10 protein-coding genes are annotated in these 13213 nt (G+C 61.5%); 1 reads left to right on the top strand and 9 read right to left on the bottom strand.

Annotated features, from left to right (window positions below; translation table 11 throughout):
• Positions 1–19 precede the first annotated feature (19 nt).
• Complete coding sequence (locus tag MD273_RS00295) at positions 20–1072, bottom strand: substrate-binding domain-containing protein (RefSeq protein ID WP_239035787.1); 1053 nt, start codon at positions 1070–1072, stop codon at positions 20–22.
• Between the two features lie 195 nt (positions 1073–1267).
• On the opposite strand from MD273_RS00295, the gene MD273_RS00290 reads away from it, so the two are divergent.
• Entirely contained in the window at positions 1268–1672 is a 405-nt protein-coding gene (locus tag MD273_RS00290) for an acyl-CoA thioesterase (RefSeq protein WP_239035786.1), read from the top strand.
• Positions 1673–1675: 3 nt separating this feature from the next.
• On the opposite strand, the gene MD273_RS00285 is transcribed toward MD273_RS00290, so the two are convergent.
• From MD273_RS00285 to MD273_RS00250, 8 genes are all read right to left on the bottom strand, one after another.
• Positions 1676–2668, bottom strand: a complete 993-nt coding sequence (locus tag MD273_RS00285) for a dihydroorotate dehydrogenase-like protein (protein ID WP_239035785.1) — start codon at positions 2666–2668, stop codon at positions 1676–1678.
• Positions 2661–6254 carry a pyruvate:ferredoxin (flavodoxin) oxidoreductase gene (gene nifJ / locus MD273_RS00280; RefSeq protein WP_239035784.1) on the bottom strand — a complete coding sequence of 1198 codons (3594 nt, stop codon included), beginning with the start codon at positions 6252–6254 and terminating at the stop codon, positions 2661–2663. Before nifJ ends, MD273_RS00285 begins: the two co-directional genes overlap by 8 nt.
• 101 nt (positions 6255–6355) lie before the next feature.
• Entirely contained in the window at positions 6356–7843 is a 1488-nt protein-coding gene (locus MD273_RS00275) for a SulP family inorganic anion transporter (protein ID WP_239035783.1), read from the bottom strand.
• A 199-nt stretch (positions 7844–8042) separates the two neighbouring features.
• Positions 8043–9185, bottom strand: coding sequence for a tRNA-queuosine alpha-mannosyltransferase domain-containing protein (locus MD273_RS00270; protein ID WP_239035782.1), 1143 nt, complete (start codon positions 9183–9185; stop codon positions 8043–8045).
• A 19-nt stretch (positions 9186–9204) separates the two neighbouring features.
• Complete coding sequence (locus MD273_RS00265) at positions 9205–10386, bottom strand: MFS transporter (protein ID WP_239035781.1); 1182 nt, start codon at positions 10384–10386, stop codon at positions 9205–9207.
• Positions 10387–10492: 106 nt separating this feature from the next.
• Positions 10493–11704, bottom strand: a complete 1212-nt coding sequence (gene arsJ / locus MD273_RS00260) for an organoarsenical effux MFS transporter ArsJ (protein WP_239035780.1) — start codon at positions 11702–11704, stop codon at positions 10493–10495.
• A 1-nt stretch (position 11705) separates the two neighbouring features.
• Positions 11706–12710: an ArsJ-associated glyceraldehyde-3-phosphate dehydrogenase gene (locus MD273_RS00255; protein ID WP_239035779.1), complete on the bottom strand. Its 1005-nt coding sequence runs from the start codon at positions 12708–12710 to the stop codon at positions 11706–11708.
• A gap of 46 nt (positions 12711–12756) precedes the next feature.
• Positions 12757–13101 carry an ArsR/SmtB family transcription factor gene (locus MD273_RS00250; protein WP_239037576.1) on the bottom strand — a complete coding sequence of 115 codons (345 nt, stop codon included), beginning with the start codon at positions 13099–13101 and terminating at the stop codon, positions 12757–12759.
• Between the last annotated feature and the right edge of the window lie 112 nt (positions 13102–13213).

Here is a 13213-nt window from a genome sequence, read left to right as displayed (position 1 = left end):
AGCCGGCTGTGTAACTGGCTTACATCAGCTCGTCTTTCTGCAGATTCGGCAAGTCGGCCGCCTTGTCCTGCAGGTTCATCAGAGCCTCACGCGGCGGAACGATCAGGCCGACGCTCTTCAGGTAGCCGTTCGGCCCCATAGCCGCCGGGCTGACGAACTCTTCAACGTACTCTGCCATACCCGGGATAACGCCAACGTGTGCCTTCTTCACGTAGAAGAACAGTGAGCGGGCCACCGGATACTCATCAGCGGCGATACCTTCAGCCGTCGGCACCTTACCGTTCAGGGTAGCCGCCTGCAGACGGTCAGCATTCTCTTCCAGGAAGCTGTAGCCGAAGACGCCGTACATACCTTCGTCGTCAATCAGCTTCTGCACGATCAGGTTGTCGTTCTCACCCGCTTCAATGAACGCTCCGTCTTCACGGATGCTCTGACACACGGCTTCCATGTCGTCTTCGCTCATGTCAGCAACGGCCGGCAGATCTTCACAGCCACCCTGCAAGGCCAGCTCGTTGAAGGAATCACGGGTACCGGAAGTCGGGGGCGGCCCCATCACGCGAATGGCAACGTTCGGCAGACCGGAATCGATCTCGCTCCAGGTCTTGTACGGGTTCGGGATCAGCTCCTTCTCGTTTTCCGGGTTCGGAACTTCCTTGCCCAAGGCCAGGAACAGCTGCTCCAGGGTGATATCTAGGTTGTCAGCTTTATTGGAGCTGGCGATCACGATGCCGTCAGAACCGATACGGAACTCGGTGATATCCTTGACGCCATTCTTCTGGCACAGGTCATACTCGGACGGCTTCATACGACGGGAAGCGTTGGTGATGTCCGGGTGCTGGGTACCGATACCCTGACAGAACAGCTTCATGCCGCCGCCGGAGCCAGTGGACTCCAGTTTCGGGGTGTTGTAGTCGGTCTTGGTCCCGAAACGCTCTGCCACAACGGTCGCGAACGGATAAACAGTAGAGGAACCTACGATGCTGATGGTATCGCGAGCCATTGCCGGTGCTGACATGGCTGCCACAGAGCCTGCCACAGCCGCGATAGCGAGAGCTTTGTTCAGTTTCATCACGTCAAGTCTCCATTATTTGGTTTGGACGTTGTGTCGGATGTGCTTTACCGATGAATGCATCCTAGGAGGTCTCTGTGACAACTTTGTTACAGCTCCTGAAATATAGCCATCATGTTGCAAATTTGCTTGCAGCACGCGTTCAGGCCATTAACATGCGGGGATAAAACAATTCCAGTACCAGTAAAGGCAGGCTCCATGACGGCTTTCGACGATGACAAACCGGTACCTCGGGGTGAACTTACGCTCCAGGTCATCCCTCTTCCCGCTGACACCAACGCCAATGGCGATGTCTTTGCCGGCTGGCTGGTGAAACAGATGGATCTTGCCGCCGCCACCATGGCAGGCCGCATTTCCCAGGGCCGCAATGCCACCGTGGCCATGGACCGGATGGAATTCCTGTCGCCGTTGCGGGTGGGTTCCCAGGTAGGCTGTTACTGCGAGCTGGTGGATATCGGGCGCAGCTCGATGAAAATCAATGTCGAAGTCTGGACACTGGACCGCACCGCAAAGAATCCCAGAAAGGTGACCGAGGGGCTGTTCGTCTACGTGGCCATCGATGAACACGGCCGGATACGGGAAGTCCCCGAGCAGAGCCTGTAACCGTCATCTCCAGCCCTGCAACAGACGAGCGTAGTTCAGCCGCTCCCAGGCTTTGGAATCAGGGGCATTGTCCAGCGACAGGGCACCACGGGCCTCGGCCACGGTCCGGTAGCCCATCGTTGACAGGCGCCGGTTCATGGCATCACTGATTCGGGCCAGGGCCTGCGGCCCTTCGGCCAACAGGGCAGACACTACCTGGACCACGGTGCCACCGGACAAGATGGCTTTCGCCGCGTCATCCCCGGTATGGACGCCGCCGGACACCGCCATTTCCAGGCCGGTGCGGTTGAACAGCGTGGCTACAGCATGCAGCCGGAGCGGCAGTTCCGCACTGCTGGACAGGACCAACTCCCGGCTCAGGGTCAGCGCGTCCAGATCCATATCCGGCTGATAGAACCGGTTGAACAGCACCAATCCATGTGCGCCCGCCGCTTCCACACCCGCCACAAAGGCAGGCAGCGCCGAGTAGAACGGCGACAGCTTGACGCTCACCGGAATCGACACCTGCCCGACCACCGAACGTACGACCTCCTGCTGACGCTGTTCCAGCGTCACGGCGGTTTCGGCGGGATCGGTTGCCAGGTCGTAGAGATTGAGCTCGATGGCATCGGCACCGGCATCCTGAAGTTCCCGGGCATGAAGGGTCCAGCCACCGGGTGAGATACCGTTCAGCGAGGCAATCACGGGAACATCCAGCGTGCTCCGGAGCCGCTCCAGGCGCTTGAGATAGCTGCCGGACCCCATTTCGAACACTTCGGATTCGGGGAAGAACGAGCGCGCCTCTGCGTCCATATTGATCCTTGAATCAATGAAACGGTGGGCGGCCATCTGTTCCGCCACCAGCTGCTCCTCAAACAGTGAATGCATCACCACGGCCCCGGCGCCCGCATCCACACACGCCCTCAGGGCACCCACATCATCGGTCAACGGGCTGGCGCCAACGACCAGGGGCGAGCGCAAGTCGAGCCCGAGCCAGCGTGTTGTCAGTTCAATCATGCTGTTCGCCCTCCCCCTGTCCGGATTCGGGATTGTCGTGGGGTTCAAAGTGAATGCCCGCCAACTGTTTGTAGAGTTCCCGCTGGTCCTGCGCCGCCTCCGTTGCGGCCGCCACCAGACGCTCATACCTTTCGGGGTCCCGCAGCTCCAGCATCCGGAAGCGGGCCTCCTCCTGCATGTAGGTCTTCATGGGCACCTTCTGTCGAACCGAATCCAGCTGCAGGGGCGGCAGGCCTTCTTCGATGCGCCGGGGATCGAAACGGTAGATGGGCCAGGCCCAGCTGTCCACCGCCCGCTTTTGCTGTGCCGGCGAATGCACCAAGTCGTAGCCGTGGGCAATGCAAGGACTGTGGGCGATGATCAGCGCCGGCCCGTCGAAACTTTCAGCCTCCTGCAGCGCTTTGGTGGTCTGGTTACTGTGGGACTGCATGGCGATCTGGGCGACGTAGACGTGGCCGTAGCTCATAGCCAGCAGCCCCAGATCCTTCTTCCGGGTTTCCTTGCCGGCGGCCGCAAACTTGGCAATCGCGCCCATGGGCGTGGCCTTGGATTGCTGGCCGCCGGTGTTGGAGTACACCTCGGTATCCAGTACCAGCAGCTTGAGGTTCTGGCCAGAGGCCAGGGCATGGTCCAGCCCGCCGTAGCCGATGTCATAGGCCCAGCCATCGCCCCCGATGACCCATACACTCTTGGGACACAACTCATCGGCCAGGCTTGCCAACTCCTGCATCTCCGCGCCCTGCTGGTCCTCCAGCCAGTCCCGCAAACGTGCAACCGCCTTCCGCCGGGCCGCCATGGCTACCTCGTCAAGGGTGGCGCAGGGGCCGGTCAGGCTATTGTATAGCCCCTGGGGCAGACGCTCCCGCATGCCCTCCAGCAGCTGTCGGGCCCGCCCCACCAACTTGTTCAATCCCAGACGCATGCCCAGGCCCAGCTCAGCCGCATCCTCGAACAGTGAATTGTTCCAGGTCGGCCCCCGGCCCTCGGCGTTCACCGTATACGGCGTCGTTGGCAGGTTGCCACCATAGATGGAGGAACATCCGGTGGCATTGGCAATCAGCAGCCGATCCCCCAACAGCTGGGTGAGCAAACGGATGTAGGGGGTCTCGCCGCAACCGGCGCAGGCACCGGAGTATTCGAACAAAGGGATCAACAGCGGCAGCGATTTGAAGTCCCTCGGAATACGGTCCCTGGGGACATCCGGCAAGCTGCGGAAGAACTTCAGGTTTTCCGCCTCGACTTCGCAATGCTCTGCCAGGGGCTGCATGTTGATCGCTTTTCGTTTGGGCCGGGTACGGTCTTTGGCGGGACACACTTCCACACACAGACCGCAGCCGGTGCAATCCTCCGGTGCCACCTGAAGCCGGTAATCCAGACCCTCGAGTTCCGGGGTCTGGGTTTCGGGAACGGCTTCGAACGTCTCCGGCCCGTTGCGCGCCGCCTCCGGCTCAAAGACCTTGGCGGTGATCGCGGTATGGGGGCAGATCATCGCGCAGAAATTGCACTGCACGCACAGATCGGACTCCCAGATCGGTATTTCCTGGGCGATGGAGCGCTTCTCGAACTGGCTGGTGCCGGTTGGCCAGCTGCCATCCGGTGGAAACGCACTGACCGGCAGGCGGTCGCCCTGGCCTTCCAGCAGCAGCCGGGTTACTTTCTGGACAAAATCCGGCGCATCCTCCGGTACCCGGGGTGGCCGGGTGCGGGTTGCCGTCACCTTGTCCGGTACCGGTACTTCATAGAGGTGAGCCAGGGCGGAATCCACCGCCTCGACGTTGCGGCGCACCACCTCCGGCCCGCGACGGCCCCAGGTCTCGCGAATGGAATCCTTGATCCGGGCGATGGCCTCGTCCTTCGGCAAAATGTCGGCCAGGGCAAAGAAGCACACCTGCATCACGGTATTGATGCGTCGCTCCAGCCCTGCCTTTTCAGCCACATCTGCGGCATCGATGACATACAGCCGGGCCTTGCGCTCCACCAACACCCGCTGGACTTCCACCGACAACCGATCCCAGGCCTCATCCCTGGACCAGGGCACATTCAACAGTACCGTGGCGCCCTCGGCAGCATGCTCCAGGACGTCAAAGCGCTCGAGGAACTGGGGCGCATGAATGGCAACGAACTGAGCCTTGCGGATCTGATAACTGGAGCGGATCGGCAGAGGGCCAAACCGCAGATGGGAAACCGTGGTGGCCCCGGACTTCTTGGAGTCGTAGACGAAATGGCCCTGGGCGTAGAGGTCCGTACCCTCGCCCAGGATCTTGATGCTGGCCTTGTTACTGCTGACCGTGCCGTCAGCGCCGAGGCCGAAGAACAGGGCCCTGCGGGTCTTCGGGGATTCGATATCCAGCTCGCTGTCCACGTCCAGCGACAGCTGGGTGACATCGTCGCGAACACCCACGGTAAAGCGCGTCTTTGGCGCCCCGGCCTTCAACTCATCGAACACCGCACAGACCATGGCGGGCGTGAACTCCCGGGACGACAGGCCATAACGGCCACCGATCAACCGCGGCAAGGTCTGCCGCTCGCCCCGGCTCCAGGCTTCCATCAGAGCCCCGCTGACCTCCAGCAACAGCGGCTCGCCCTGGGCTCCGGGCTCCTTGGTCCGGTCCAGGACCGCCAGATGCTGCACGGTATCGGGCAGCGCCGCCAGGAAACGGTCGGTGGCAAAGGGTCGGAACAGGCGAACCTTGAGCACACCGACCTTCTCCCCCTCCTCGACCAGCCAGTCCACGGTTTCATGGGCGCACTCCGCCCCGGATCCCATCAGAATGACCACCCGCTCGGCCTCGGGATGCCCGACATAATCAAACGGCCGGTAGCGCCGTCCCGTGATCTCGGCGAACCGGTCCATCACCGCTTCCAGCTTGTCGGGGAAGGCTTGGTAAAACGGGTTCGTGGCCTCCCGGGACTGGAAAAAGGCGTCGGGATTCTGGGAGGTGCCCCGGACCACCGGCCGGTCCGGCGTCATTCGGCGCGCGCGATGGGCTTCGACCCCCTCATGGGACACCAGTGCCTGCAGCTCCTCATCGCTCAGGGCGGCAATCTTGGAGATCTCGTGGGACGTGCGGAAGCCATCGAAGAAATGCATCACCGGCACCCGGGCTTTCAGGGTGACGGCGTGACCAATGGCCGCCAGATCCTGAGCCTCCTGCACTGATCCGGACGCCAGCAGTGCAAAGCCGGTACCACGGGCGGTCATGACATCGGAATGATCGCAGAAGATCGACAGGGCGTGGGTAGCCACACTGCGGGCTGCAATATGCATGCAAAACGGCGAGAGTTCGCCGGCGATCTTGAACAGGTTGGGCAGCATCAACAGCAGCCCCTGGGAGGCGGTGAACGTCGTCACCAGCGAACCCGCCTGCAGGGCACCGTGCATTGCCCCCGCGGCACCCGCTTCCGACTGCATTTCGACCACGCTGGGTACCTGACCCCAGAGATTGGGCCGACCCAGGGCCGCCCAGTCGTCGGCATGTTCACCCATCACCGACGCCGGGGTGATCGGATAGATGGCAATGGTTTCACTCAGGCGATAGGCCACCGAGGCCACAGCTTCGTTGCCATCAAGGGTCTGGAACGCCATGGCCACGTCTCCCTGTCATAACCGTCCAACAGTCATGAGTCTAGGCAGGGCTGCCGATAGCCGCAAGCAGCCGGGCGAGAGACGGGCCGATCCGCGTTTGTTCAGTGGGCCATCAACTGATCCACAGCATCGGGCTTGTCGTGGACACCAAAGCGGTCGACGATGGTGGCGCTGGCCTCATTCAGGCCAACCACCTCGACATCCGCACCTTCCCTGCGGAACTTGACGACCACTTTGTCCAGTGCGGCTACGGCGGTGATGTCCCAGAAATGAGCCCGGCTCAGGTCGATAACGACGTTGTCGACCGCCTCCCTGAAGTCAAAGGAATCGATGAACTTCTCGGAGGAGCTGAAGAATACCTGCCCCACGACGTTGTAACGACGGGTATCGGATTCCTCGTCATACCCGGAGGTCACCAGCATGTAGTGCCCCACCTTGTTGGCGAAGAACAGCGCGGCAAGCAGTACCCCGGCAAGCACGCCGAAGGCGAGGTTGTGGGTCGCCACCACCACGATCACGGTAACCACCATCACGATATTGGTTGAGAGCGGGTGTTCCCGGAGATTTCTGATGGACTCCCAGCTGAAGGTACCGATCGATACCATGATCATCACGGCCACCAGCGCCGCCATGGGGATCTGGACCAGCCACTGGTCCAGTACCAGCACCAATACCAACAGGAACGCGCCTGCCGTGAAGGTCGAGAGCCGGGTGCGGCCGCCGGATTTGATATTGATAATGGACTGGCCGATCATCGCACAGCCGGCCATACCGCCGAGCAGCCCGGCACCAATGTTGGCAACGCCCTGGCCCTTGCACTCGCGGTTGCGGTCACTGGTGGTGTCGGTGAGGTCATCCACAATCGTCGCCGTCATCATGGACTCCAGCAGGCCGACCACCGCCAGCCCCAATGAGTAGGGCAGAATTATCATCAGCGTTTCAAGGTTCAGCGGCACATCCGGCCACAGGAACACCGGCAGGGTATCCGGCAACTCTCCCATGTCACCGACCGTGCGGATATCGAGGCCCATGATCATAGCAACAGCCGTCAGGGAAATGATGCATACCAGGGGTGACGGCAGGATTTTGCCAACCACCGGGACCAGCGGAAACAGGTAGATGATCGCCAGACCCGCGGCGGTCATGGCATAGACGTGCCAGGTGACACCGGTCAGCTCCGGGAGCTGGGCCATGAAGATCAGGATCGCCAATGCGTTTACAAACCCGGTCACCACCGAGCGGGAAACAAACCGCATCAGGGCGCCGAGCTTCAGGTAACCCGCAACGATCTGAAGCACTCCGGTGAGCAGCGTCGCCGCAAGCAGGTACTCAAGACCGTGTTCCTTGACCAGGGTAACCATCAGCAGCGCCATGGCGCCGGTAGCGGCCGAAATCATCCCGGGGCGCCCGCCCACGAAGGCAATCACCACCGCAATACAGAAGGAGGCATAAAGCCCCACTTTCGGGTCGACGCCGGCGATGATGGAGAAGGCGATCGCCTCCGGAACCAGGGCGAGCGCTACAACGATGCCGGCGAGCAGATCGCCCCGAACATTGGAGAACCAGTTGTTTCGTATACTGCTGAGCATATTCGTGTAATCCGATAAAAGGTTTCAAAAGCCGGGCAACAGACTCCAGGCTTGAGACCCAGGCCTTGCTGGACTGATCAAGGAAGAAGGGGGAACGCCTGAACGCTAGGGCGGAAGGATCGTCACAGTCTGGTTTCAGTATTTTCGATGAAAATCAGGTATCGGCCGAAAAATGAGGGCGCGAAGTCTATCAGAGCCGTCACGAAAAAGTAAGGTGCCCCTGGCCGGCATGGATCAAGGCATCGAACAGAGAGCGGTATTGTTCCGCCAGCACCGAGGCCCGCCAGGGCTCCGGCGGGCAGGCATGGGGCTGGCACCGGACAAGTCGCTCCAGGCAGTCTGCAGCGGCATGCGCTTCCGCGTCGGCATCCTGCTCGTGACTGGCGTAACGGCAGTCAGCCGGCACATACTCCCGGTAGGCAAGCCGGTCCGGAGCCAGGGGCACACAGCCTGACGCCATGGCTTCCAGCATCGACAGCCCCTGGAAATCGTGCAGAGCCGTCGAGATGACAATGTCCGCCTGACGAAGCAACCGCTCATAGTCACCCCGGCTTTCCAGGAACCCCCACTGCTCTATCCGGTCCCCGAACGCCTCACGGATCCGGGCGAATGCCGGCGGATGTCGCCTGAAACTCTCGCCGACAACGCTGAGGCGGAACGGAACCGCGCGTCTTTCGAGCACCTGCAGGAGCTTCCAGAGGCGATCCGGGCCCTTGTCGTACTCCCAACGATGGTTCCAGAGCAGGTGTGGCCGGGCCCAGTTCACGCCGTCCCGGGCATCGATGAACAAACGGTCCTCAATCGGCACCGGGATGACCCGGGATTTCTCGCGCAGACGGGTGATCAGTCCATTCGGTACTTCATCGGGCATCTTGTCGAGAAATTTCCGAACGCCATCAAGGAAGCTGTCCCGATTCCAGGCACTGTTGAAGGCCACACAATCCGCCGAAATCGCGCTGTACAGGTTCACCATCTGGGGATCAACGCTGGCTGGCTGCTTGCCGGAAACCGGAAACGCAAACTGGTTTTCATGCATATAGAGAAGGCAGGGAGTACCGGCCAGGTGCGGGTGAAAGCTTCGCAGCGAGGCCAGGTCCACCATGGAGGTGGCGATCACCAGGTCCCAAGGCTCCTGCAGACAGGGCTCATTCAACCAGCTCAACGGGTTGCCGCGAATGCGCCAGCGGAAAAACCTCGGCGGCAACGCCAGGGTTTGCCAGTGGTAATCGCCCAACAGGCCGGTGATCTGATGCCGCCAGCGTTTGTGGCTGGTCGCATCGTAGCCGGACAACAGCAGGATTCTGCAACTGCCCTCCGGGCTGTGTCGTTCCGATTCTGTCATTTCACCAGGTTACCGTCATTCACAGGGAGGGCCGCTGGCCGCCCCTGGCCAGGGACCAGAGCCCGAGCACGGGCCCGGGAACCAACAGCCAGGCCACCCAGACACCCAGCTGGCTCCAGAGCCCGCTGGTAAGCCAGATCGCCGGTAGCGTCAGACCGAACCCGACCGCGTTCATCACCGCCAGTGACGAACCCACCGACTCCTTCGGCGCAGTCGCGGCGGCCAGAGCGGAGAACTGGGGCGAGTCGGCAATCACGCTCAGGCCCCAGGCAAACAGGAGCACAATCAGAAGGATCGGTGGCAGCCCGCCCAGGACCGGGTAAAGCAGGCAGATGATACCTGACATCGTCAGCGCGCGCCGCGCCACCCATTCGCTACCCTTGCTGCGACTGAGCCGGCCACCGCCCACACAGCCCAGACCACCAATCCCGATCACGGCAAACGCCAGCCAGGGTATCAGGCCATCCCCTGCCCCCAGTCGCTGCAGCTCCCGACCAATCAATAAAGGCGTGAGCGTCCAGAACGCATAGAGTTCCCACATATGGCCGAAGTAACCGCCGGCCACCGCCCGGAACCGGGGGATCCGCAATGCCGCCAGCCCCTGACTCAAGGGAATCGGGCCGCCGCTTTTGGGCAGATGGGGACCATCGCCAAGCAGGAAGACCAAGCCCCCTCCCAACAGGGCCAGTACCGATGCCGCCAACAGGGGCAGTTCCCAGGGCATTCCGAGGGTCGCCCCCCGCATCAGGTGCGGCAGCGCCGTGCCCAGGGTGAGCATGCCCACCAGCCACGCCAGCGCTGCGCCAGCGTATTTCGGGGTCCAGGCGATCACCATTTTCATTCCGAGGGGATAAATGCCGGCCAGGCACAGCCCGGTGGCAAATCGCAGCATGAAATCCAGGGGTGGCTGGCCAGCCGCGAAAACAAATCCACCATTCACCAGCGCACCGAGCAGGCTGGCGACCGCAAAAATCCGGCTGGCACCGAACCGGTCCGCCAGGCCAGTCACCGCGATGGTCAGGGTACCAATGATGAAGCCGGCCTGAACCGCGAGGGTCAGCCGGCCCAGATCGGTTTCGGTCAGCCCCGACTGGGCCGCCAGAGACAACCAGACGCCATTGATGCTGAACCAGAGTGAGGTGCCGAACAGCTGGGCCAGCACAATCACAGGCAAAGGGGAACGCCGCAATAACTCGATCATTTTTCTTGTCTTTTTTCGGGATATCTTCGCAAGACTATAACGGCTGGGGTGCCGGATCACATCCTACTTTGGTGCCTGGCCACGGCACCGGGACAAGAGTCTTGATTCAGGTTTTTACTGCATCGCCCGGGTGGACCGACTGCCTCGCCGGCAGCCGCAGCGACAGCAGTGACGCCGTCGCGACGAGGGCAGCCGATATCCAGAGGCAGGCCTCCAGCCCCCAGGCCTGGTAGACCCAGCCCGACAGAATCGTGCCCAATAGCCGTCCTGCGGCATTGGACATGTAATAGAACCCCACATCCAGGGATACACCGTCGCCCCGGGCATAGCTGACGATCAGGTAGCTGTGCAGAGACGAGTTCACAGCGAACAGGACGCCAAACAATAGCAGGCCGCCGATCACCACGACCTGTGGCGACCACCCCGCCATCAGGCCGATCGCAATCGCTGCGGGAATCAGGGCCAGGGCCGCCGCCCAGAGTACCGCCGACCGTTTGCCTTCGGCATGGCCGGTGATGCGCGGGGCAATGGTCTGGATAAAGCCGTAGCCGATAATCCAGGTGGCCATGAACCCGCCCACTTTCCAGAAGTCCCAGCCGAAGACGGTGTGCAGGTATACCGGGAGGGCCACTACAAACCAGACATCCCGGGCGCCAAACAGGAACATGCGCGCGGCCGAGAGCACGTTGATCGCCCGGCTCTTGGACAGGATATCCGTGAACTTCGGTTTGGCCTTGCTCTTGCCCAGCTCCTGCTTGAGCAGGAACAGGCTGGCCAGCCACACGAGCCCGAGCGCCACCGCCATGAGCATCACCGCACCCTTGAAGCCGGCCGCCATAAGCAGCACGCCCCCGAGGAAGAATCCCACCCCCTTGAGCGTGTTCTTCGAACCGGTGAGGATGGCCACCCACTTGTACAGGGTACCCTGCTGTGCGTCCGGCACCAGCAACTTGATGCCGCTCTTGGCGGACATCTTGTTCAGGTCCTTGGCGATACCGGACAGCGCCTGCGCCGCCATCACCCAGGGCACTGTCAGCATCGCTGCCGGTACCGCCAGCATGGCGAGGGCAACGATCTGCAGGAAGAGCCCCAGATTCATGGTGCGATTCAGGCCCATTCGCGCGCCCAGGTAGCCGCCGACCAGGTTGGTCACCACCCCGAAGAATTCATAGAAGATGAACAACAGGGCGATTGCCAGCGGTGAATAACCGAGCTGATGGAAATGCAGTACCACCAGCATCCGCAGAGCACCGTCCGTGAGGGTGAATGCCCAGTAGTTGCCGGTGATGACCAGGTATTGGCGGATGGCCGTTGTCATATCAGACGGAACCCACCCGGCGCGCCAGTTCGGCGGTGCGGTTGGCATAGCCCCATTCGTTATCGTACCAGGCGTATATTTTCACTTGGGTACCGTTGACCACCATCGTGGACAGGGCGTCGACGATGGACGAGCGCGGGTCGGTCTTGTAGTCGATGGACACCAGCGGACGCTCCTCATAGCCGAGGATGCCTTTCAGCTCGCCTTCAGCCGCTTCCTTGAGGAGCTGGTTGACGGTTTCCTTGTCGGTGGGCTGATTCACCTCGAACACACAGTCTGTCAGTGAGGCATTGGTCAGGGGCACGCGCACGGCATGGCCATCGAGCCGGCCCTTCAGCTCCGGAAAAATCTCGATGATCGCCGTGGCCGAACCGGTGGTGGTTGGAATCAGGGAACTGCCACAGGCCCGGGCCCGGCGCAGATCCTTGTGGGGCGCATCGATGATGGTCTGGGTATTGGTCAGGCTGTGGATGGTGGTGATGGAGCCGTGCTTGATTCCCAGCTTCTGGTGAATCACCTTGACCACCGGCGCCAGGCAGTTGGTGGTGCAGGAGGCAGCGGTGACGATCCGGTCGTTGGCCGGGTCAAAAATGCCGTCATTCACACCCACCACGATGTTCTTGGCTCCCTCTTCCTTCACCGGCGCAGTGACCACCACACGCTTCACACCCTGGTCCAGGTAGGCTTTCAGGACACTGACCTTCCTGTTGACGCCACTGGCCTCGATCACCAGGTCGCACCCGGACCAGTCGGTCTCATTAATGCCCTTGTTATGGGTCACACGGATGTTCTGGCCTTCGATGACCATGTCCTTACCGTCTGGCGCAGCCTCATGGTTCCAACGGCCATGAACGCTGTCGAAATTCAGCAGATGCGCGAGTGTGCCGCTGTCTGCGCCCGGATCGTTGATGGCGACGAATTCCATGTCCGGCCACTCCCAGGCGGCCCGCAAGGCCAGGCGACCAATGCGTCCGAACCCGTTAATACCTACCTTGATCTTGCTCATGATGCGCTCCTGAAGAATCTGTTCCGTCCATTAAAACCGTGAACGGTTACAGGCACTGGACAGAGGGACGGCCTGCCATGGCCTGCAGCCGCGCACGCGGGTTTTCGATCAATCCGGCGTTGTTGTGGGCGGTTTCATCCAGCACGTGGTCCAGCCACCCGGGCAGATGGGAATCCAGGGAATAATACACCCACTGGCCGCGGCGTTCCGTTTCCAGAAGCCCGGCCGTGCGCAAGGTCGCCAGGTGCCGGCTCATCTTCGGCTGGGGAACACGGAAGGCTTCGGTGAGTTCGCAAACACACAGCTTCTGCCGATCACGAATCAACAATAAAGCGGCCAGCCGGAGCTCGTCACCGAGGGCCCGGAACACCGTGACCGGGTTGTAGTCCATCGGTTCCACGGCAGTTTTCTCCTGCAACAAAGTGATTAAGCCGATTCGTCGCCTCAACTCCCTGCGCGCCTCGACATTTCAATATATTCGATTTTACGCATATTCAAATTCC

The organism is Marinobacter sp. C7 (assembly GCF_022343555.1).
Lineage (GTDB): Bacteria > Pseudomonadota > Gammaproteobacteria > Pseudomonadales > Oleiphilaceae > Marinobacter.
This window is presented reverse-complemented; position numbering and strand designations above follow the sequence as displayed.